Below are 20,216 nucleotides of genomic sequence, written 5' to 3' on the forward strand. Positions count from 1 at the left end.
CGACCCCCGGGTCGTCGACGGCCCAGGACGGCGGGGCACGGAGGACAGGTAGCCTTTCCTCCGTGCCCCGTCTGTCTGAAGTCATCGCCGAGCTCGACGCCCTCTGGCCGCCCCAGCGGGCGGAGCAGTGGGACGCCGTCGGCACCGTCTGCGGCGACCCCGACGCCGGGGTGACCCGCGTCCTCTTCGCCGTCGATCCCGTCCAGGAGATCGCGGACGAGGCCGTCGCCCTCGGCGCCGACCTGATCGTCACCCACCACCCGCTCTACCTGCGCGGGACGACGACGGTCGTGGCCGGCCACTTCAAGGGCCGCGTCGTGCACACGCTGATCAAGCACGACATCGCGCTGCACGTCGCCCACACCAACGCCGACACCGCGGACCCCGGCGTCTCCGACGCCCTCGCGGGCGCCCTCGACCTGCGCGTCACCGGGCCGCTCGTCCCCGAGAACAACCTCGGCCGGATCTGCGAGCTCGACCAGCCGGAGACCCTCGCCGCCTTCGCGGCCCGCGCCGCGAAGCGGCTGCCCGCCACCGCGCAGGGCATCCGGGTCGCCGGCGACCCGGACATGACCGTCCGCCGCGTCGCCGTCAGCGGCGGCTCCGGCGACAGCCTCTTCGACGCGGTGCGCGCCGCCGGGGTGGACGCCTTCCTCACCGCGGACCTGCGCCACCACCCCGTCTCCGAGGCCACCCAGCGCTCGCCGCTGGGCCTCGTCGACGCCGCCCACTGGGCCACCGAATGGCCCTGGTGCGAGCTGGCCGCCGCCCAGCTCGACGAGATCTCCGACCGCCACGGCTGGGACCTCCGTGTCCACGTCTCGAAGACGGTCACCGACCCCTGGTCCTCCCACCACACTTCCTCTGGAGCCCCCAACTGAACGCCGCGCCCGCCGACCAGATCCGCCTCCTCGACGTCCAGGCCCTGGACGTCCGCCTCCAGCAGCTCGCCCACAAGCGCAAGGCGCTGCCCGAGCACGCGGAGATCGAGGCGCTGACCAAGGACCTCACCCAGCTGCGCGACCTGCTCGTCGCCGCGCAGACCGAGGAGAGCGACTGCGCCCGCGAGCAGACCAAGGCCGAGCAGGACGTCGACCAGGTCCGCCAGCGCGCCGCCCGCGACCAGCAGCGGCTCGACTCCGGCGCCGTCTCCTCCCCGAAGGACCTGGAGAACCTCCAGCGCGAGATCACCTCGCTCGCCAAGCGCCAGGGCGACCTGGAGGAGATCGTCCTGGAGGTCATGGAGCGCCGCGAGTCCGCGCAGGAGCGGGTCGCCGAGCTGACGCAGCGCGTCGAGGCCGTCCAGGCCAAGGTCGACGACGCCACCGCCCGCCGCGACACCGCCCAGGCCGGTCTCGACGAGGAGGCCGCGGGCGTCGCCAAGGAGCGCGAGGTCGTCGCGGGCACCGTCCCCGCCGACCTCCTCAAGCTGTACGACAAGCTCCGCGAGCAGCAGGGCGGCGTCGGCGCGGCCCGCCTCTACCAGCGCAAGTGCGAGGGCTGCCACATCGAGCTCAACATCACCGAGCTGAACGACGTCCGGTCCGCCGCGAAGGACACGGTCGTGCGCTGCGAGAACTGCCGCCGGATCCTGGTCCGCACGGCGGAGTCCGGCCTGTAATGCGCGAGCTCGTGGTCGAGGCGGACGGCGGCTCCCGGGGCAACCCCGGGCCCGCCGGTTACGGGGCCGTCGTCCTCGACCCGGCCACGGGCGAGATCCTCGCGGAGGCCGCCGAGTACATCGGCGTCGCGACCAACAACGTCGCCGAGTACAAGGGCCTCATCGCGGGCCTCCGCGCCGCCCTGGACCTGGCGCCCGACGCCGCGGTCCGGGTCAGGATGGACTCCAAGCTCGTCGTCGAGCAGATGTCCGGCCGCTGGAAGATCAAGCACCCGGACATGAAGCCGCTCGCCGCCGAGGCGTCCCGCGCCTTCCCGCGCGACCGCGTCAGCTACGAGTGGATCCCCCGCGAGCGCAACAAGCACGCCGACCGCCTGGCCAACGAGGCCATGGACGCGGGCAAGCGCGGCGAGCAGTGGGCCCCCCGCGACACCTCCGCGGCCCGGGTGGCGGCCACCCTGCCCCCGGCCGGCCCCCCGGGCGACGCGGCAGCCGGCGCGGCCCGCGCCCGGGCGGCCTTGTCGGCCGCCGCCGCGCCCGCGCCGTCCGAGGGCCCGTCCGCCGCCGCGCCCGCCGCCGAGCCCGCCGCCCCCGGTCAGAGCCCCGCACCCGCCGCCCCGCCGCAGGGCCCCGTGCCCGACATGGCCGCCCCCGCCACCTTCGTGCTCCTGCGGCACGGGGAGACCGCGCTCACGCCCGAGAAGCGGTTCTCGGGGAGCGGGGGGTCCGACCCGGAGCTCTCCGAGGCGGGGCGCCGCCAGGCCGCCGCCGTCGCCGAGGCGCTCGCCGCCCGCGGCACGATCCAGCACATCGTCAGCTCCCCCCTCACCCGCTGCCGCCAGACCGCCGACGCCGTCGCCGCCCGCCTCGGCCTCGACGTCGTGATCGAACAGGGCCTCCGCGAGACCGACTTCGGTGCCTGGGAGGGCCTCACCTTCGCGGAGGTCCGCGCGCGGTACCCGCAGGACATGGACGCCTGGCTCGCCTCCCCGACCGCCGCCCCCACCGGCGGCGGCGAGAGCTTCGCCTCCGTGACCCGCCGCGTCGCCGCCGCCCGCGACCGCCTGGCCGCCGCCCACGCGGGCCGCACGGTCCTCGTCGTGAGTCACGTCACGCCCATCAAGACCCTGGTCCGGCTGGCCCTCGGCGCCCCGCCGCCGTCCCTGTTCAAGTTCGACCTGTCGGCCGCCTCCCTCTCCGCCGTCGCCTACTACGCCGACGGCAACGCCTCCGTACGCCTCCTCAACGACACCTCCCACCTCCGCCGCTAGGCCGCCCCCGCCGAACCGTGCCGGGCTCGCGGCGCAGGCCAATTCACTCGCGCCGCCCGCTGTCGACCCGTCACCATCCGGGTATGAGCTGGCACTTCACCACCGATCTCCGCGCGTTCCTGGCCGCCGCGGGCCCGCACCTCGCCGCCGAACCGGCCCGCAACACCGCCGTGCTGACCACCATGGAGGGAGCGGAGCTCCTCGGCTGGTGGACCGGACCGGACGGGACCACCACGACCGGCGTCCTCGTCGCGGCCCCCCTCGCCGACCTCACCTTCGGCGTGGTGCCCGTGGAGGCCGCCGCCGCGCTGGTCCTCCCGGCAGGCGCGGCGCCGGCCACGCTGCGCGGCGAGCGGGCGGCCGTGGAGGCGTACCTCGCCGCCTCCGGCCTGCCCTGGGAGCCCGCCATGGACATCCGGCTCTTCCGCCTCGACGCGCTCACCCCGCAGGAGCCGCCACCGGCCGGCCGCGCCCGCCCCGCGCGCACGGCGGACCTCCCGCTGCTCGGCGAGTGGACCGCCGACTTCGCCGTCGTCCACCACTACGAACCGCAGGACGACTACACCGACTTCCTCACCGAGCGGATCACCGAGGACCGCCTCCGCGTCTGGGAGGCCCCCGACGGCCGCCCCGTGGCGATGGCCGCCCGCTCGCGCACGGTCGAGGGCCAGTCCCGCGTCCACCTCGTCTACACCGCGCCCGCCGAACGGGGCCACGGCTACGCAGCCGGCGTCACCGCCGCGATCAGCCGCGAGGCCGCCGCCTCCGGCGCGGCGGAGGTCGTCCTCTTCACGGACCTCGCCAACCCCACCAGCAACGCCCTGTACCCGCGCCTCGGCTACCGCCCGGTCTCCGACCACCTGGGCGTCCGCTTCACCGACGGCCGGCCGGAGAGCCCGGCCGCCTCCCGCGCCAGGGCCTCCACGCGGCACCAGTCGCGGGCGGCGAGGGCGTCCGGCGGCAGCATCCAGGTGCCGCCGACGCAGGCGACGTTGGGAAGGGACAGATAGGCGGGGGCCGACGCGGCCGAGATGCCGCCGGTCGGGCAGAAGCGGGCCTGCGGCAGCGGGCCCGCCAGGGACTTCAGGTACGGGACGCCGCCCGCCGCCTCCGCCGGGAAGAACTTCAGCTCCGTCACGCCCTCCTCGACGAGCGCCAGCACCTCGGAGGCGGTCGAGACGCCCGGCAGGAACGGCACGCCCGACCCCCGCAGTGCCCCGAGCAGCCGCCCCGAGCACCCCGGGCTCACCAGGAACCGCGCCCCGGCCCGTACCGCGTCCGCCGCGCCGGCCGCCGAGACGACCGTGCCCGCGCCGACCACCGCGCCCGGCACCTCGGCCGCGACCGCCCGCACCGCGTCGAGCGCGGCGGGGGTGCGCAGGGTGATCTCGATCAGCGGCAGCCCGCCGGCCACCAGCGCCCGCGCCAGCGGCACGGCGTCGGCGGCGTCCTCGACGACGACGACCGGGACGACGGGGGCGTGCGGGGCGAGCGCGAAGAGACCGGACATGGCCTCATCCTGACCGGCACCGCCATCCCACGCAACGATCGTTGCGGAGAATGCAACGGACCTCAGTGGATCTCGTCCACCAGCACGTCCAGGACCCCCGCCTTGGCCCCCGTCTCCACCACGTACCCGAGCTCCCGCACCACCTCCACCAGCTCCTGCGGCGTGCCGGGCGCCGCGCCCGACTCCAGCAGGCTCCGGACGATCCGGCCCTTGGTCGCCTTGTTGAAGTGGCTGACCACCTTCCGGGTCGGCGCGTGCAGCACCCGTACCGTCGCGGTCCGCGCCGCCACCTCGCCCTTCGGCTTCCACGCCGACGCGTACGCCGACGAGCGCAGGTCGAGCACGAGCCCGTCCCCGGCCGCCTCCGGCAGCACCGAGGCCATCGCGCCCCGCCAGTGCGCCCCCAGCGCACCGAGCCCCGGCAGTTTCACCCCCATCGAGCAGCGGTACGACGGGATCCGGTCCGTGACCCGCACCGCGCCCCACAGCCCGGAGAAGACGAGCAGCGCGTCCCCGGCCCGCTTCCGGGCCGCCGCGTCCAGCGTCGCCAGGCCCAGCGCGTCGTACAGGACGCCGGTGTAGACCTCCCCGGCCGGGCGGGCGCCCGCCGTGCGCAGCCCGACGTTCTTCGCGACCTCGCCCCGCAGCCCCTCGCTCAGCCCGAGCACCTCGCGCGCCTCCTCCTCGTCGGCGGCGCACAGCTCGACCAGCTCGTCCAGGACCGCGGCCCGCGCCTCCGCGAGTCCCGGAAGCGACAGCGACTCCGGCTTGAGCGGCGCTCCGGACCCGGAGGGCGCCTTGCCTTCGGAGGGCGGCAGCAGCACGAGCACGGTGGTTCTCCTTACGTACGTACGCGAACGGGGATGCGGCCCCGACAAGCCAGCGTACGAGGTGCCGGGCCCCCTCCCGCCCCCTACGCTCGGTTGCATGCCCCGACGCCACATCCACGTGACCGGCGCGGCGGAGGCTCCGCTGCGGGCCGCGCTGCGCGCACTCCGTACCGAGCTCGGGGTGCCGGAGGGGTTTCCGGCCGCCGTGCTCGCCGAGGCGGAGGCCGCCGCGAAGAACCCCCGCCTCCCCGCGTACGACGCCACCGACCTGCCGTTCCTCACCATCGACCCGCCCACCTCCACCGACCTCGACCAGGCCATGCACCTGGCACGGCGGGCCGACGGCGGCTACCGCGTGCACTACGCCATCGCCGACGTCGCCGCCTTCGTCGTCCCCGGCGGGGCGATCGACGCCGAGGCGCACCGGCGGGTGCTCACCCTCTACTTCCCCGACGGCAAGGTCCCCCTCCATCCGCCGGTCCTCTCCGAGGGCGCCGCGAGCCTGCTGCCGGGCGAGCCGCGCCCCGCGCTCCTCTGGCGGATCGACCTCGACGCCGAGGGCCGGCGCGTCGCCACCGACCTCCGCCGGGCCCTCGTCCGCAGCCGCGCCAAGCTCGACTACGCCACCGTGCAGCGGCGGATCGACTCCGGCACCGCCGAGGAACCCCTCGCCCTGCTCCGCGACATCGGCCGGCTCCGCGAGGAGCGCGAGATCGAGCGCGGCGGGATCTCCCTCGACGTCCCCGAACAGGAGATCGTCGAGGTCCCCGGCGACCACACCTACACGCTCGCCTACCGCGCGCCGCTGCCCGCCGAGAGCTGGAACGCGCAGATCTCCCTGCTCACCGGCATGGCCGCCGCCGACCTGATGACCGCCGCCGGCACCGGCATCCTGCGCACCCTGCCGGTCGCCCCCGACGGGGCCGTCGCCCGGCTGCGCCGCTCCGCCGAGGCGCTCGGCGTCGCCTGGCCGCACCACGTGCCGTACGCGGAGGTGGTCAGGAACGCCGACCCCGCCGACCCGCGCCAGGCCGCCTTCCTCCAGGAGTGCACCACCCTGCTGCGCGGCGCCGGCTACACCGTCTTCACCGACGGCCGGCTGCCCGACCCGGCCGTGCACGCGGCCGTCGCCGACGAGTACACCCACTGCACCGCCCCGCTGCGCCGGCTCGTCGACCGGTACGCCTCCGAGCTGTGCGTCGCGGCGCTCGCCGGGAACGAGCCGCCGGAGTGGGTGCGGGCCGCGCTGCCCGGCCTGCCCGACACGATGGCCGCCGGTTCGCGCCGCGCCAACACGGTGGAGCGGGAGTCCGTCGACATCGTGGAGGCGGCGCTGCTCGGCGACCGGGTCGGCGAGCTCTTCGACGCGTACGTGATCGACGTCAAGGAGCGCGAGCCGTCCGTCGGCACCGTCCACCTCGACGACCCGGCCGTCGTGGCCCGGGTCGAGGGCGGTACGGCCCCGCTGCCGCTGGGGGAGTGGCTGCGGGTCAGGCTGTCGGAAGCGGATCCCGGCCGGGCGAAGGTGCTGTTCGCGCCCGCGTGACCGCGTCCCGGAGCGCCTCGTACAGCGCCTTGGGGTCGTCCGCGTGCAGCCGTACGGTCGTCACCGGCCTGATGCCGCCCAGCAGCCCGACCACCTCCACCGGCTCGCTCAGCTCCAGGGTCACCGAGGTCTGCGAGCCGACGGCGAGGTTCAGCTCGCCCTCCTTCTTCTCGTGGGTGAAGCGGTTCTCCCGGCGGACCGCCGCGATCCGCTCCAGCGGCACCTCCACGTCCACGTGGGCGGCCTGCCGGGCCCGCAGCCGTCCGCCGCCCAGCACGTGCGGCCGGGTCACGGAGGCGGCGTGCAGCCCGAGCACGAAGAGGACCGTGTACACGTCGAGGACGAACACGATCGCGTGCACCACCGGCAGCCCGGCCAGCAGCCACGACATCCCGACGGTCTCCACGAGGCAGACGAAGGCGAAGCCGTACATGAGCGCGGCCTGGTCCCGCGCGTGCGGGAAGACGCCCTCCGCGCCGGCCGTCCCGTGCGGCCGCCGCGCCACCCACCGCCCCAGGCTCGCCATCAGCGACAGCTCGTGCCCGATCAGCCGCAGCACCCGCTCCGGTACGAGCTCCGCCAGCGCCTCCCGCCGCGTCAGACCGCGCCGCCGCAGCCGCAGCCACACGACCGCCTCGGCGGCGAGCAGCGCGGCCGTCACCAGCTCCGCCCCGCCGAGCACGGCCCCCGGTATCCGCACCCCGCCGAGCAGCAGCACGAAGACCACCAGCTCGGCGGGGAGCGCGGCGTACGCCACCGCGCGCAGCACCCGCAGCACGGGCCCCCGCTCACTCCCCGCCATGCCCCTCACCTCCCTCGAAACGTTCCGCCACCAGTTCCAGGCCCCGGCGCACGGCGGCGGACTGCGCGGGCGCCAGATCGGCGAAGAAGACGTCGGCGAGCCCGCCGGACCCCTCCGCGGGCAGCTCGAAGCGGCCGATCCCGTCCGGCAGCACCCCGGCGAGCGCCCGCGCGGCCTCCTCGACCCGGGGATCGTCCACGGCGGCGTCGGCCAGCGCGTCGAGCAGCCCGTACACCTCCGCGGCGCTCCCGGAGACCTCGTGCATCAGCCCCATCAGCCGCGCCCGCTCCTCCGCGGGCACGACCGTGTCCAGCAGGGCGAGGATCTCCCGGTCCTTCACCGCCATCGGCGAGTCCGGCAGCTCGCCGACCCCGGCGAGCAGCGCGGCCAGCTCCGGCGACACGGGCCCCTCGGCGGTGAGCCGTCCGGTCCGGGCCTCCGCGAGGAGTCCGGCGAGCCGCGCCCGCCGCTCCCGGATGACGGCCTCCTGCCGGGCGAGGTCGTCGTCGAGCTCCTCCAGGACCTCCACGAGCTCCCGGCCCTCGTCGTCGGCGAGCACGTCCCGCACCTCGTCGAGGCCGAGCCCCAGCTCGGTCAGCCGCCGCACCCGTGCGAGCAGCACGGCGTCCCGGATGCCGTACTCCCGGTAGCCGTTGGGCAGCCGCGCGGGCTCGGGCAGCAGCCCCAGACGGTGGTAGTGCCGCACCGCCCGGGGCGTGACCCCGACGAGCGCGGCGATCTCGCCGATACGCATGACCTCAGTAGAAACCCTGACGCTACGACAAGGTCAAGCGGCGTCCGTTCCGGCGGGTAGCATGGTCGGCACGGCAGACGAGCCGGGCGGGCGGCCGCGTGGAGATCCCCGGATCTCCCCGAGGAACGTCCGGGCTCCACAGAGCAGGGTGGTGGCTAACGGCCACCCGGGGTGACCCGCGGGACAGTGCCACAGAGAACAGACCGCCGGGAGCTTCGGCCCTCGGTAAGGGTGAAACGGTGGTGTAAGAGACCACCAGCGCCTGAGGTGACTCAGGCGGCTAGGTAAACCCCACCCGGAGCAAGGTCAAGAGGGGACACCCCGGTGTCCCTGCGCGAACGATCGAGGGCTGCTCGCCCGAGTTCGCGGGTAGACCGCACGAGGCCGGTGGCGACACCGGCCCTAGATGGATGGCCGTCACCCCGACGACCGCGAGGTCCCGGGGTACAGAACCCGGCGTACAGCCCGACTCGTCTGCCCCTTCTCAGGGCCCCCGCGGGGGCCCTTTCGCATGGGGCGGGGGCCGGGCCTCAGACCAGGATCTCCAGCGTCCAGTGGGGGGCGCGGTCGTCGGTGCGGACGACGATGGGCTTCGGGGCGGGGGACGGGTCCTCGAAGAGGTCGCGGCCGAGGGCGAGGCCGTTCTGCGAGATGACGTAGGTGCCGGTGCCGAGGGCGGCGAGGTCGGTGACCGTGGCGGTGCCGTCGGGGGTGACGCGCTGGAGACGCCACACCGAGGCCGGGGAGTCGTCGGGGCGGACCAGGACCGGGGAGCGGTCGGTGCCGGCCGCGGTGACGCGGTCCTCGGTGCCCTTGACGGTGAGCCGGAAGCCGCCGTCGGCCTCGCCGACCGCCCACTCGGCGGTGCGGTGCTCGTCGACCAGGAAGCCGACCAGCCTCCCGTCCAGGACCCCGACCGGGGCCCCCTTCGCGTACAGCTTGACGATCCGGTCCTGCTCCGACATCGCTCCTCCAGCGGGAAGGCGGGCTTGGGGTCCCCCCGATACTGCCCGGGGCGGGCCCCGGGCCGCCGGAGGCTGCCGCGGGGCTCGCCCGACTGGCCCATCCCGGGCGGCGGAGCGGGGCGGGCCGCCGTCCGGCGGGTACGGGTGGGGCATGACCATTCCCGTGGACCGGCTCACCCAGCCCGCCGTGCGCGCCTTCGTCACCGCGCTGAACGCCAACGACCGTGCCGCCTTCGACGCCGCCCTCACGCCCGGCGCGACCATGTCCGACGACGGGTCCGAGCGGAACCTGCGGGAGTGGACCGAGCGGGAGGTGTTCTCCTCGAACGGACGCATGGAGGTGGAGAGCGAGGAGGAGGACGGGCTCGCCCTCGCCGCCACCTACAGCAACGACACCTGGGGCGCCATGCGTACCGTGTGGCGGTTCACCGTCGCGGACGGGAAGGTGGCGCGGTTCGAGACCGGCCAGGCCCCCGCGGAGTGAGCGGGGCGGCGTGAGCCGTCAGCCGCGGCCGATGTAGGGCATCGTCGTGGCCATGACCGTGGCGAACTGGACGTTCGCCTCCAGGGGCAGGGCCGCCATGTGGACGACCGTCGCCGCCACGTCCGCCGCGTCCATGACCGGCTCCGCCGCCAGTTCGCCGCCGGCCTGGAGGATGCCGGTCTGCATGCGGGCGGTCATCTCCGTGGCCGCGTTGCCGATGTCGATCTGGCCGCAGGCGATCCGGTACGGGCGGCCGTCCAGCGACAGCGACTTCGTCAGGCCCGTCATCGCGTGCTTCGTCGCCGTGTACGCGATCGAGTGCGGGCGCGGCACGTGCGCCGAGATCGAACCGTTGTTGATGATGCGGCCGCCCTGCGGGGACTGCTCCTTCATGGCCCGGAAGGCGGCCTGCGCGCAGAGGAACGCGCCCGTCAGGTTGACGTCGACCACCGACCGCCAGGTGTCGTAGGACAGCTCCTCCACGGGCGTGCCGCCGCCCGCGAACGTCCCCGCGTTGTTGAAGAGCAGGTCGACGCGGCCGAAGCGGTCCCGTACCGCGTCGAAGAGGGCCGTCACCGCCTCCGGTGACGTCACGTCCGTCGGGACGCACACGGTCCGGCCGGAGGCCAGGCCCTCCGCCGTCTCCTCCAGGGGCGCGAGCCGGCGGCCCGCCAGCGCCACGGACCAGCCCGCCTCCGCGAGGGCCCGCGCCACGCTCCGGCCGATGCCCGAACCCGCTCCCGTCACCACTGCGACGCCCATGCCGAACCACAACCTTCCAGCTTCGTGTCGCCCCCGGCCGGGCAGCGTACGCCAGACGCGTGCCCCATGAACTCATCCGTCCGACACGTGGATGACCTGTCCCCGACAAGGAGATGTCGCCCCGCCCCCCTCGAATACCGACGGACACCAACCGTCAGGGGAGGGGCACATGACACCCGCACCGAGCAGCACACCGGCCCACAGCGAGGAACTCCGCGCCGCCGCACGCCACTTCGGCCGCCGCCGGTTCCTCACCGTCACCGGCGCCGCCGCCGCGCTCGCCTTCGCCACCCAGCTGCCCGCCGCCGGCGCGGCCGCCGCCGCGGAGCTGGACGGCCGCCGGATCACCGAGGACCCGTTCACCCTCGGCGTCGCCTCCGGCGACCCGCACCCCGGCTCCGTCCTGCTGTGGACCCGGCTCGCCCCCCGTCCCTTCGAGCCCGGCGGCGGCCTGCCCGCCGAGCGGGTGTCCGTCCACTGGGAACTCGCCCGCGACGAGCGCTTCACCCGCACGGTCCGGCGCGGACGCGCCACCGCGCACCCGGAGTTCTCCCACACCGTGCACGTCGAGATCGAACACCTGGAGCCGGGGCGGGAGTTCTTCTACCGCTTCCGCGCGGGCGACTGGACCAGCCCGGTCGGCCGCACCCGCACCGCCCCCGCGCCCTGGGCCCGCCCGGCCGCGCTGCGGCTCGGCGCCGTCTCCTGCCAGGCGTACCACGACGGCTACTTCACGGCCTACCGGCACCTCGCCGAGGAGGACCTCGACGTCGTCCTCCACCTCGGCGACTACCTCTACGAGTACGCCGTCGACGCCACCGGCGGCGCCCGCGCCTACACCGACCGCACCCTCCCGGCCGTCTTCAACCGCGAGACGGTCACCCTGGAGGACTACCGGCTCCGGTACGGCCTCTACAAGACCGACCCCGACCTGCGGGCCGCGCACGCCGCGCACCCCTTCGTCGTCACCTGGGACGACCACGAGACCGAGAACAACTACGCGGGCGGCATCCCCGAGAACGGCGTCCCGCCGGAGGAGTTCCTGCTCCGCCGCGCCGCCGCCTACCGCGCCTACTGGGAGCACCAGCCGCTGCGCCGCCCCCAGCTCCCCGAGGGCCCGGACATGCGGCTGTACCGGCGGCTGCGGTTCGGCCGGCTGGCCCAGTTCGACATCCTCGACACCCGCCAGTACCGCTCCGACCAGGCGTACGGCGACGGCTGGCAGGTCCCGGGCCCGCTCTCCGAGGACCCGTCCCGCACGATGACCGGCGCCGCCCAGGAGCGCTGGCTCCTCGACGGCTGGCGCGCCTCCGACGCCCGCTGGAACGTCCTGCCCCAGCAGGTCGTCTTCGCCGAGCGCCGCGACCGCCCCACCGCCGACTTCAAGGTCTCCATGGACTCCTGGGACGGCTACCCGGCCTCCCGGGCGCGGATCCTCGCGGGCGCCGAGTCCGCCGGGGTGCGGAACCTGATGGTCCTCACCGGCGACGTCCACGTCGGCTACGGCTTCGACCTCAAGGCCGACTTCCGCGACCCCGGCTCGCGGACCGTCGGCACCGAGATCGTCGCCACCTCGATCGCCAGCGGCAAGGACGGCGCCGACCGCCCCTCGAACTACGACAGGCTCATGCAGGCCAACCCGCACCTGCGGTTCTTCAACGGGCGGCGCGGCTACGTCACGGTGGCCCTCGGCGAGGAGAGCGCCCGCGCCGACTTCCGTACGGTCCCGTACGTGACGACGCCGGGCGCCCCGGTCACCACCGCCGCCTCCTTCGTCACGGAGGCCGGCCGTCCGGGCCTCACACCCGCGTGAGCTCCGCCTCCTGCGGATAGCGGACGCCGACGCGGTCCCGTACCGCGTCGAGCGTCCGCATCACGGCGAGCGTGCCCTCCAGCGGGACGAGCGGCGACTCCGTCTCCCCGGCCCGCAGGCAGCGCATCACCTCGGCGGCCTCGTGCCGCAGCGAGTGCGGGTCGTCGGCGTTGGTGAACTCCTCCGGCTCGGCGCCCTCCCGGTACAGCGTGAACCGCTCGGGGAAGAAGAAGCCGCGCGGCACCTCGATGCGGCCCTTCGTGCCGGTCACGGCGGCGGTCAGCGGGGTGTCCGCCTCCAGCGAGCAGGACAGCAGCGCCGACGCCCCCGAGTCCGACCAGCCGAGCAGCATGCCCGTGTTCAGGTCGACGCCCTCCGGGGAGATCCGCGCGTGCGCCTGCACCGAGTCCGGCTCGCCGAGCAGCAGCTGGGCGAAGGAGACGGGGTAGACGCCGAGGTCGAGCAGGGCGCCGCCGCCGACGGCCGGGTCCCGCAGCCGATGGTCGGGGCCGAAGGGGCCCGCGAGCCCGAAGTCGGCCTGCACGGTCCGCACGTCCCCGATCGCGCCGTCCCGGACCAGCTGCGCGAGCCGGCGGACGAGCGGGTTGCAGTACATCCACATGGCCTCCATGAGGAAGAGGCCGCGGTCCCGGGCGAGGGAGACCAGCTCCGCCGCCTCCCCGGCGTTCAGCGTGAAGGCCTTCTCGCACAGGACCGCCTTGCCCGCCTCCAGGGCGCGGCCGGCGGCCTCCCGGTGGGCGTGGTGCGGGGTCGCCACGTACACCACGTCCACCTCGGGGTCGGCGAAGAGGCCGTCCCAGCCGCCGTACGCCCGCCCGATCCCGAACCGGTCGGCGAAGGCCCGCGCCGACGCCTCCGTACGGGACGCCACCGCCACCACCTCGGCGCCGTCCAGCTCCGCCAGGTCCGTCACGAACCGCTCGGCGATGCCGCCGGTCGCGAGCACGCCCCACCGCACCACGTCGTTCACGTCATCCACGTCCGTCCACCCCTAGGGTCTCGATCCGCCCCGCCGAGCTGAGAGCATAGGCAAGGATTCAACGAAAGGGAGCAGTCGATGCCGGAGAGCGGCCAGAAAACAACACAAGAACACATAACCGCAACCCCGGAGGCCGTTCCCACCGCCGCCCGGGGGGCAGGACTGCTCGTCACCCTCGTCCTCGGCGGACTCACGGCGCTCCCGCCGCTCTCCATGGACATGTACCTGCCGGCGCTGCCGGAGGTCACCCGCTCGCTGACCGCCCCCGCCGCCACCGTCCAGCTCACCCTCACCGCCTGCCTCGCCGGCATGGCCCTCGGCCAGCTCGTCGTCGGCCCCATGAGCGACAAGTGGGGCCGCCGCCGGCCGCTCCTCGTCGGCATGGTCGTCTACGTCCTCGCCACCGCCGTCTGCGCCTTCGCGCCCAGCGCCGAACTCCTCATCGCCTTCCGGCTCCTCCAGGGCCTCGCCGGAGCCGCCGGCATCGTCATCGCCCGGGCCGTCGTCCGCGACCTCTACGACGGCGTCGAGATGGCCCGCTTCTTCTCCACCCTCATGCTGATCTCCGGCGTCGCGCCGATCATCGCGCCGCTCATCGGCGGACAGATCCTGCGGATCACCGACTGGCGGGGCGTCTTCCACGTCCTCGCCGTCATCGGCGTCCTCCTCACCGTGGTCGTCTGGCGCTTCCTCCACGAGACGCTGCCGCCGGAGCGGCGCCAGGAGGGCGGCGTCGGGCAGGCCCTGCGGACCATGCGGGGGCTGCTCGCCGACCGCGTCTTCACCGGGTACATGCTGACCGGCGGGCTCGCCTTCGCGGCCCTCTTCGCCTACATCTCGGCCTCGCCGTTCGTCGTCCAGGAGATCTACGGCGCCTCCCCGCAGACCTTCAGCCTCCTCTTCGGGCTCAACTCCATCGGCCTCGTCGCCGTCGGCCAGATCAACGGCAAGCTGCTCGTCGGCCGGGTCAGCCTCGACAAGGCGCTCGGCTGGGGCCTCTCCGTCATCCTGCTCGCCGCGACGGCGCTGCTCCTGATGACCACCGGCGTCTTCGGCGAGGTCGGGCTGGCCCCGATCGCCGCCGGCCTCTTCGTCCTCATGTCCGCGATGGGGCTGGCGATGCCGAACACCAACGCGCAGGCCCTCATGCGCACGCCGCACGCGGCCGGTTCCGCCTCCGCGCTGCTCGGCACCTCGTCCTTCCTGATCGGCGCGGTCGCCTCGCCGCTCGTCGGCATCGCGGGTGAGCGGACGGCCGTCCCCATGGCCGTGGTCCAGCTCGCCTGCGCCGCCGCCGCTCTCGCCTGCTTCCTCCTCCTCTGCCGCCCCTGGCGCGGCCAGGCGCCGACCGGCGGGGCGCCGCGGGCGGGCGCCTAGACTGGGCCGGTGAACGTGTCTGGTGCTTCTGGTGAAACCCTGCGTACGGCCCTTGCCGGGGTGCTCGGCGGGCTGCCGCCCTCGCAGGCCGCGAAGTCCGTCGAGCGGCTGATCGCGCACTACCGGGGCACGACCCCGACCGACGCCCCCGTGCTGCGGGACCGTTCGGACGTCGTCGCGTACGCCGCGTACCGGATGCCCGCGACCTTCGAGGCGGCCCGTTCCGCGCTCGACGCGCTGCGCGCCGCCGCCCCGGAGTGGGTGCCGGAGACGCACACCGACATCGGCGGCGGGACGGGCGCCGCGAGCTGGGCCGTCGCCGACGTGTGGGACGGCCGGCCGCCGCGCACCACCGTCCTCGACTGGGCCGAGCCCGCCCTCGCCCTCGGCCGCGAACTGGCCGACGGCGTCCTGGACGCCGAGTGGCGGCGCGAGCGGATCGGCACCGCGCTGCGGCTCGCGGAGACCGACCTGGTCACCGTCTCGTACGTGCTCAAGGAACTCACCGAGGCGGACCGCGCCGCGCTCGTCGCCGAGGCGGCCCGGGCCTCCACCGGCGCCGTCGTCATCGTCGAGCCCGGCACCCCGGACGGCTACGAGCGGATCATCGCCGCCCGCTCCGTCCTGATCGACGCCGGCTTCACCGTCGCCGCGCCCTGCCCGCACAGCGGCGCCTGCCCGATCGAGCCGGGCACCGACTGGTGCCACTTCGCGGCGCGGGTCAGCCGCTCCTCCCTGCACCGGCAGGTGAAGGGCGGCTCGCTGCCGTACGAGGACGAGAAGTACGCGTACGTCGCCGCCACCCTCCCCCGGTCCCGGCTTCGCTCGACCGGGGGGACCCCCACCCCCGTGACCCCCGCGCCCGCCCGCGTCATCCGCCGGCCGCAGACCCGCAAGGGGCTCGTCCTCCTGGACCTCTGCGCCCCCGGGGGGCTGGAGCGGGCGACCGTCACCAAGCGCCACGGGCCCCTGTACAAGCAGGCCCGTGACGCCGAGTGGGGCGACTCCTGGCCCCCGGCCGAGGAGGCCTAGGGGCGCAGCTCCTGGGTGCAGCACTTCACGCTGCCGCCGCCCTTGAGCAGTTCGCCCAGGTCCATGGCGAGGGGGCGGAAGCCCCGCGCCCGGAGCGGGTCGAAGAGTCCGGTCGCCGTCTGCGGGAGCAGTACGTGCCGGCCGTCGCTGACCGCGTTGAGCCCGAACGCCGCCGCGTCCTCCTCGGTCGCCAGGAGCGCGTCGGGGAACAGGCGGGCGAGGACGGCCCGGCTGCCGGGGGAGAAGGCCCCGGGGTAGTACATGACCTCGTCGGCGGCCTCGTCGAGGACGCAGAGCGCGGTGTCCAGGTGGTAGTAGCGCGGGTCCACCAGCTCCAGGCCGATCACCGGCCGGCCGAAGAACTCCTGGGCCTCGCCGTGGGAGAGCGGGCTGGAGCGGAAGCCGGTGCCGGCCAGGATCCAGGAGGCGGTGACGGCGAAGTCGCCCTCGCCCTCGTTGACGTGCTCGGGCACGCGCAGGTCGGTCTCGGTCCAGCCGTTGCGGCGGAACCAGGCGAGGTGCGCGTCGGCCTCCGCGGTCCGCTCCGGGTGGGCGAAGCGGGCGCCGAGCACCCGCCCGCCGACGACGGTCGCGCCGTTCGCCGCGAAGACCATGTCCGGCAGCGCCGGGTCGGGGTCGAGGAGTTCGACGGTGTGCCCGAGGGAGAGGTAGCGGTCGCGGAGGTCCTCCCACTGGGCGAGGGCGAGCGGCAGGTCGACGGGCTTCGTCGGGTCCATCCACGGGTTGATGGAGTACGTCACCGTGAAGTGCGCGGGTGGGCACATCAGGTAGCGGCGGGGCGAGGACTCGCGCGGAGTGGAGCGCAATCGGGCCTCCTCACGGACGTCGGCCCGCCGGTGGCGGGCCGTGGATCGGTGGAGCCATGGTCCGCTCTCGGGGCCCCGCGCGCAGTGGACCGTTCGGGTGGTTCGTCCGCCGTACACCAGATCGACATCCGGACGGCGGTCGACTCCCGCACGCACCAGCTCGCGAGACGCGTCGTCTCGCCCCCTGGTAGATTCGGCGCCATGTCCGAGACCAAGGCCCCCGACGCCTCCCGCCGCAGCGAGCGCTCCCGGCGCGCCATCTTCGACGCCGCCCTCGCCCTCGTCTCCGAGACCGGCTACGCGAAGACCACCGTCGAGGGCATCGCGGCCCGCGCCGGCGTCGGCAAGCAGACCATCTACCGGTGGTGGCCCTCCAAGGCGGCCGTGCTCCTCGACGCCTTCCTGGACCTCGCCGCCCGCGCCGCCGAGGAGGCCGGCGCCGACCCCGGGCAGACCGAGCTCCCCGACACCGGGGACCTCGCCGCCGACCTCCGGGTCGTGCTGCGGGCCACCGTCGACGAGCTCAACAACCCCCGGTACGACGCCCCCACCCGGGCGCTCGCCGCCGAGGGCTCCACCGATCCCGCGCTCGGCGCCCGCCTCACCGAGGCGCTCCTCGAACCCCAGCTGCGGGTCTTCGCCCGGCGCATCGAGGCCGCCCGGGCCGCCGGACAGGTCGACCCGGCCGTCGACGCGCGGCTCGCCACCGAACTCCTCGTCGGGCCGCTCCACCACCGCTGGCTGCACCGCACCGGACCCCTCACCCACGCCTACGCCGACGCCCTCGTCGACCACGCCTTGCGCGGCCTCACGCCCCGGCCGTGACGAGCGTGAGCGTCGTCACCGGCCCCTGGTTCCCCACTCCGGTCACCCGGGGAGCAGGATGGTGGGACCATGGGCAGAGCCGAACGGGCGAGCATGAGGTGTGAGGGGATAGATGGGCGACGGCATCGGCCGCTACCGCGGCACGGAGAGCAAACTCGCACAGTGGCTGCGCAGGCGCCCCAAACGGACCGCGGCCGACGACGGGAACACCCGTGAGACGCTGCTCCTGGCCATCGCCGCCGCCGGACTGCCCCTGGCACCCGCCGCCTACCCCGTCGGCTACAGCTGTTCCTGTGAGCGGATCGGCTGTCCCACCCCCGCCCGCCACCCGGTCTCCTTCGCCTGGCAGACCCAGTCGACCACCGACCGCGCGCAGATCGAGCGCTGGGTACGGAACGAGCCCGCGGCGAACTTCGTCACCGCCACCGGCATGGTCCACGACGTCCTCGACGTGCCGCTGGCCGCCGGTCGCGCCGCCCTCGACCGGCTCCTCGCGGAGGGCGTCGAGGTCGGACCGGTCGCCGAGTCCCCCGACAGCGCGGGCGACGGCGGCCGGATGCTCTTCTTCACCGCCACCCGGGGCACCCCCGAGGACGAGGACGAGTGGTGGCCCTGCGAGCTGGACTGCCACCCCGAGACCATGGACGAGCATCCGGGCCTGCGCTGGCACTGCCGCGGCAGCTACGTCCTCGTCCCGCCCGCCCGGCTCCCCGGCGACGAGGCCGACCACCCGGTCGTCGGCTGGGTCCGCGGACCCGAGCACGCGCTGCCCGACCCGCTGAACCTCCTGGAGACGCTCACCGACGCCTGCGCCCGGCACGCCGCCGAGCGGGAGGCCGAGGGCGAGGAGCACCGCCCCCACGACGTCGCCTGGCCCCTCACCCGCTGACCCGCCCGCCCCGTCGACCGGGGTCGCGTCACGAGCCTTCGACGCCGACCACGCCCTGGAGCCGGCCCGCGAAGACGACCGCGTCCTTCGCCGTGCCCGCCGGCTTCACCAGGACGACCTGGCTCGACACCCACTCCTTGGTCACCGTGTTCACGATCTCGCCCTTCAGCAGGGCCTTCAGCTCGGGGCCCAGCTTGGGGCGGTAGCCCTTGGCGGTCGTCTGGCGCTCGAAGTGGCGGCTGGCGAAGAAGACCAGCGCCCCGCCGTCCTTCGTCGCGAGCGCCAGCGGCGCGAAGTCGCCCGAGTCGGCGGCGCGGTCGATCCACTGCGTCGCCATGCCCGGCCGCGAGGCCGTACGGGCCCGCTTCTCACGCCATTCGCTGGTGTGCGCGCCCGCCGCGAAGGGACTCGTACCGCCGTCCTTGAGGTACGCGGCATACCGCTCGCTCAGCACACCGGGGGCGACCGCCACCGTGTCGGCGCCGGCGGCCACCGCCACTTCGTCGCCCTCCTCCTCGGCGAACTCGGGCACCTCGTCCCGGCCGAGGATCACCAGGTGGGCGGCCTTCCACGGCTGCTCGGGGCCGTTCTTGACGAAGGCCACCAGCCAGCGGTTGTCCGCCTGCTTCGTGCCGTCGTCGCGGTTGGAGTCGGTGTCGGCGACGAACCAGCGCGGCCAGCCCGCCTTCCGGGGGACCAGGAAGCGGGGGTCGCGCAGCTCCAGCGGCTCGTGGTCCGGATTGCCCTCCGGCCGGGTCACCGACTTCGACTTCAGGCCCGCCTGGTTGATCGCCCCCAGCGCACCGGTCACCTGGGCGGCGTCGAGCGACGGGTCGTTGGCCTTGTCGGCCCGGTTGAACGCGGTGACGAAACCGGCGAGCGCCGCCGCGGTCTCCTCGGGCGTCGCCCCCGGCACGACCGCGGTCTCGCCGTGGACGGTCACACAGCCGCTCGCGGTCAGCGCCACGACGGTCGCCGCGGCGACCGACGCCAGGGCCCGGGAGGGCCGCCGCCCCCGCCGCACCTCAGACCGCCGGGTCTGCCGCTCCAGCCTCAGCCTTCTCATCGGTCGCCTTCTGCTTCTCCACGCGCTCGGACGGACCCGACCCTATCGGGGCGAGGAAGAGCGCGAGCGCCGGGACCAGATACAGCGCCCACACCGTGACCTGAAGGACCGTCGGGTCGGGCTGGAAGTTGAAGACGCCCTTGAGGAGCGTGCCGTACCAGCTGTCCGGCGGGACCGCCGCCGAGACGTCGAAGGCCTTGTCGGCGAGACCGCCGAGGAAGCGGGCCTCCTGGAGGTCGTGCACGCCGTACGCGAGGACGCCCGCCGCCACCACGACCAGCATCCCGCCGGTCCAGGTGAAGAACTTCGCGAGGTCGATCCTCAGCGCGCCCCGGTAGAACAGCCAGGCGAGCAGCACCGCCGTCAGCAGGCCGAGCACCACCCCGGCCAGCGGCGCGTGGCTGCCGTCGGAGGAGGCCCGTACCGACGCCCACACGAACAGCGCGGTCTCCAGGCCCTCCCGGCCCACGGCCAGGAAGGCGGTGGCGACCAGCGCGCCGGTGCCCATGGTCAGGGCCGCGTCCAGCCTGGCGCCCAGTTCCGCCCGCAGGTGCCGGGCGGTCTTCCTCATCCAGAACACCATCCAGGTCACCAGGACCACGGCGAGGATCGACAGCGAGCCGCCGAGCAGCTCCTGCGCCTCGAAGGTCAGCTCCTGGGAGCCGAACTCCAGGCCGGCGCCGAAGGCGAGCGCGAGGGCGACGGCCACGCCGACGCCGGTCCAGATCGGCTTCAGGGCGTCCCTGCGGCCGGTCTTCACCAGGTAGGCGATGAGGATGCAGACGACGAGGCCGGCCTCCAGACCCTCGCGCAGGCCGATCAGGTAGTTGCCGAACACGGCG

General features: G+C 74.7%; 20 protein-coding genes, 1 other RNA gene and 1 pseudogene. 12 read left to right on the forward strand and 10 right to left on the reverse strand.

Translation table 11 applies throughout. The features are described from left to right. Positions 1-62: 62 nt before the first annotated feature. The 4 genes and pseudogenes from AB0E19_RS30345 to AB0E19_RS30360 form a co-directional block, all read left to right on the forward strand. A complete protein-coding gene (locus AB0E19_RS30345; RefSeq protein ID WP_362185392.1) occupies positions 63-881 on the forward strand; it encodes a Nif3-like dinuclear metal center hexameric protein in 819 nt (272 codons plus the stop codon). Then, positions 878-1,621 carry a C4-type zinc ribbon domain-containing protein gene (locus AB0E19_RS30350; RefSeq protein ID WP_362185463.1) on the forward strand — a complete coding sequence of 248 codons (744 nt, stop codon included), beginning with the start codon at positions 878-880 and terminating at the stop codon, positions 1,619-1,621. The genes AB0E19_RS30345 and AB0E19_RS30350 overlap by 4 nt, the downstream gene beginning before the upstream one ends. Further along, complete coding sequence (locus AB0E19_RS30355; RefSeq protein WP_362185394.1) at positions 1,621-2,892, forward strand: bifunctional RNase H/acid phosphatase; 1,272 nt, start codon at positions 1,621-1,623, stop codon at positions 2,890-2,892. Before AB0E19_RS30350 ends, AB0E19_RS30355 begins: the two co-directional genes overlap by 1 nt. Before the next feature lie 407 nt (positions 2,893-3,299). Continuing rightward, positions 3,300-3,680, forward strand: a pseudogene (locus AB0E19_RS30360) (GNAT family N-acetyltransferase); the annotation flags it as partial. 50 nt (positions 3,681-3,730) lie between these two features. Here the strand turns inward: AB0E19_RS30360 and eda are convergent. Both eda and yaaA read right to left on the reverse strand, forming a co-directional pair. Next, entirely contained in the window at positions 3,731-4,402 is a 672-nt protein-coding gene (gene eda / locus AB0E19_RS30365; RefSeq protein WP_362185396.1) for a bifunctional 4-hydroxy-2-oxoglutarate aldolase/2-dehydro-3-deoxy-phosphogluconate aldolase, read from the reverse strand. A gap of 62 nt (positions 4,403-4,464) precedes the next feature. After that, entirely contained in the window at positions 4,465-5,232 is a 768-nt protein-coding gene (yaaA, locus tag AB0E19_RS30370) for a peroxide stress protein YaaA (protein WP_362185398.1), read from the reverse strand. Positions 5,233-5,329: 97 nt separating this feature from the next. On the opposite strand from yaaA, the gene AB0E19_RS30375 reads away from it, so the two are divergent. After that, entirely contained in the window at positions 5,330-6,778 is a 1,449-nt protein-coding gene (locus tag AB0E19_RS30375) for an RNB domain-containing ribonuclease (protein WP_362185400.1), read from the forward strand. Here the strand turns inward: AB0E19_RS30375 and AB0E19_RS30380 are convergent. Both AB0E19_RS30380 and AB0E19_RS30385 read right to left on the reverse strand, forming a co-directional pair. Next, positions 6,723-7,580 (reverse strand): hypothetical protein, encoded by an 858-nt coding sequence (locus AB0E19_RS30380; protein WP_362185402.1) that lies wholly within the window; start codon positions 7,578-7,580, stop codon positions 6,723-6,725. The genes AB0E19_RS30375 and AB0E19_RS30380 overlap by 56 nt on opposite strands. Then, positions 7,567-8,334: a MerR family transcriptional regulator gene (locus tag AB0E19_RS30385; protein WP_362185404.1), complete on the reverse strand. Its 768-nt coding sequence runs from the start codon at positions 8,332-8,334 to the stop codon at positions 7,567-7,569. Before AB0E19_RS30385 ends, AB0E19_RS30380 begins: the two co-directional genes overlap by 14 nt. 78 nt (positions 8,335-8,412) lie before the next feature. Between AB0E19_RS30385 and rnpB the strand changes: the two genes are divergently transcribed. Beyond that, an RNA gene (gene rnpB / locus AB0E19_RS30390) (RNase P RNA component class A) lies at positions 8,413-8,811 on the forward strand. 53 nt (positions 8,812-8,864) lie between these two features. Here the strand turns inward: rnpB and AB0E19_RS30395 are convergent. Then, a complete protein-coding gene (locus AB0E19_RS30395) occupies positions 8,865-9,299 on the reverse strand; it encodes a hypothetical protein (RefSeq protein WP_362185406.1) in 435 nt (144 codons plus the stop codon). Positions 9,300-9,450: 151 nt separating this feature from the next. Between AB0E19_RS30395 and AB0E19_RS30400 the strand changes: the two genes are divergently transcribed. Continuing rightward, positions 9,451-9,783: a nuclear transport factor 2 family protein gene (locus tag AB0E19_RS30400; RefSeq protein ID WP_362185408.1), complete on the forward strand. Its 333-nt coding sequence runs from the start codon at positions 9,451-9,453 to the stop codon at positions 9,781-9,783. Positions 9,784-9,801: 18 nt separating this feature from the next. Here the strand turns inward: AB0E19_RS30400 and AB0E19_RS30405 are convergent, their stop codons facing one another. Further along, positions 9,802-10,545 carry an SDR family oxidoreductase gene (locus AB0E19_RS30405; RefSeq protein WP_362185410.1) on the reverse strand — a complete coding sequence of 248 codons (744 nt, stop codon included), beginning with the start codon at positions 10,543-10,545 and terminating at the stop codon, positions 9,802-9,804. A 169-nt stretch (positions 10,546-10,714) separates the two neighbouring features. On the opposite strand from AB0E19_RS30405, the gene AB0E19_RS30410 reads away from it, so the two are divergent. Continuing rightward, on the forward strand, positions 10,715-12,358 hold the full coding sequence (locus AB0E19_RS30410; RefSeq protein ID WP_362185412.1) for an alkaline phosphatase D family protein: 1,644 nt from the start codon (positions 10,715-10,717) through the stop codon (positions 12,356-12,358). On the opposite strand, the gene AB0E19_RS30415 is transcribed toward AB0E19_RS30410, so the two are convergent. After that, entirely contained in the window at positions 12,345-13,358 is a 1,014-nt protein-coding gene (locus tag AB0E19_RS30415) for a Gfo/Idh/MocA family oxidoreductase (RefSeq protein WP_362185414.1), read from the reverse strand. The genes AB0E19_RS30410 and AB0E19_RS30415 overlap by 14 nt on opposite strands. A gap of 78 nt (positions 13,359-13,436) precedes the next feature. Between AB0E19_RS30415 and AB0E19_RS30420 the strand changes: the two genes are divergently transcribed. Then, positions 13,437-14,735, forward strand: coding sequence for a Bcr/CflA family multidrug efflux MFS transporter (locus tag AB0E19_RS30420; RefSeq protein WP_362185416.1), 1,299 nt, complete (start codon positions 13,437-13,439; stop codon positions 14,733-14,735). Between the two features lie 9 nt (positions 14,736-14,744). Further along, complete coding sequence (locus AB0E19_RS30425) at positions 14,745-15,767, forward strand: small ribosomal subunit Rsm22 family protein (RefSeq protein WP_362185418.1); 1,023 nt, start codon at positions 14,745-14,747, stop codon at positions 15,765-15,767. On the opposite strand, the gene ddaH is transcribed toward AB0E19_RS30425, so the two are convergent. Next, complete coding sequence (gene ddaH, locus AB0E19_RS30430) at positions 15,764-16,594, reverse strand: dimethylargininase (RefSeq protein WP_362185420.1); 831 nt, start codon at positions 16,592-16,594, stop codon at positions 15,764-15,766. The genes AB0E19_RS30425 and ddaH overlap by 4 nt on opposite strands. 201 nt (positions 16,595-16,795) lie before the next feature. On the opposite strand from ddaH, the gene AB0E19_RS30435 reads away from it, so the two are divergent. Both AB0E19_RS30435 and AB0E19_RS30440 read left to right on the forward strand, forming a co-directional pair. Then, entirely contained in the window at positions 16,796-17,419 is a 624-nt protein-coding gene (locus AB0E19_RS30435; protein WP_362185422.1) for a TetR/AcrR family transcriptional regulator, read from the forward strand. 112 nt (positions 17,420-17,531) lie between these two features. Then, complete coding sequence (locus AB0E19_RS30440; RefSeq protein ID WP_362185424.1) at positions 17,532-18,308, forward strand: bifunctional DNA primase/polymerase; 777 nt, start codon at positions 17,532-17,534, stop codon at positions 18,306-18,308. 28 nt (positions 18,309-18,336) lie between these two features. On the opposite strand, the gene AB0E19_RS30445 is transcribed toward AB0E19_RS30440, so the two are convergent. Both AB0E19_RS30445 and efeU read right to left on the reverse strand, forming a co-directional pair. After that, positions 18,337-19,302, reverse strand: a complete 966-nt coding sequence (locus AB0E19_RS30445; protein ID WP_362185465.1) for a hypothetical protein — start codon at positions 19,300-19,302, stop codon at positions 18,337-18,339. A 31-nt stretch (positions 19,303-19,333) separates the two neighbouring features. Next, positions 19,334-20,212, reverse strand: coding sequence for an iron uptake transporter permease EfeU (gene efeU, locus AB0E19_RS30450; RefSeq protein WP_362185426.1), 879 nt, complete (start codon positions 20,210-20,212; stop codon positions 19,334-19,336). Positions 20,213-20,216 lie beyond the last annotated feature (4 nt).

Source organism: Streptomyces sp. NPDC047974, assembly GCF_040653375.1.
GTDB lineage: Bacteria > Actinomycetota > Actinomycetes > Streptomycetales > Streptomycetaceae > Streptomyces.

Excerpts from the sequence above, each read along its gene's own strand:
- AB0E19_RS30355 (WP_362185394.1), top strand. The coding sequence starts at position 1,621 with ATGCGCGAGCTCGTGGTCGAGGCGGACGGCGGCTCCCGGGGCAACCCC.
- AB0E19_RS30435 (WP_362185422.1), top strand. The coding sequence starts at position 16,796 with ATGTCCGAGACCAAGGCCCCCGACGCCTCCCGCCGCAGCGAGCGCTCC.
- AB0E19_RS30380 (WP_362185402.1), bottom strand. The coding sequence starts at position 7,580 with ATGGCGGGGAGTGAGCGGGGGCCCGTGCTGCGGGTGCTGCGCGCGGTG.
- AB0E19_RS30400 (WP_362185408.1), top strand. The coding sequence starts at position 9,451 with ATGACCATTCCCGTGGACCGGCTCACCCAGCCCGCCGTGCGCGCCTTC.
- AB0E19_RS30440 (WP_362185424.1), top strand. The coding sequence starts at position 17,532 with ATGGGCGACGGCATCGGCCGCTACCGCGGCACGGAGAGCAAACTCGCA.
- AB0E19_RS30410 (WP_362185412.1), top strand. The coding sequence starts at position 10,715 with ATGACACCCGCACCGAGCAGCACACCGGCCCACAGCGAGGAACTCCGC.
- eda (WP_362185396.1), bottom strand. The coding sequence starts at position 4,402 with ATGTCCGGTCTCTTCGCGCTCGCCCCGCACGCCCCCGTCGTCCCGGTC.
- AB0E19_RS30385 (WP_362185404.1), bottom strand. The coding sequence starts at position 8,334 with ATGCGTATCGGCGAGATCGCCGCGCTCGTCGGGGTCACGCCCCGGGCG.
- AB0E19_RS30420 (WP_362185416.1), top strand. The coding sequence starts at position 13,437 with ATGCCGGAGAGCGGCCAGAAAACAACACAAGAACACATAACCGCAACC.
- AB0E19_RS30395 (WP_362185406.1), bottom strand. The coding sequence starts at position 9,299 with ATGTCGGAGCAGGACCGGATCGTCAAGCTGTACGCGAAGGGGGCCCCG.
- AB0E19_RS30375 (WP_362185400.1), top strand. The coding sequence starts at position 5,330 with ATGCCCCGACGCCACATCCACGTGACCGGCGCGGCGGAGGCTCCGCTG.
- AB0E19_RS30405 (WP_362185410.1), bottom strand. The coding sequence starts at position 10,545 with ATGGGCGTCGCAGTGGTGACGGGAGCGGGTTCGGGCATCGGCCGGAGC.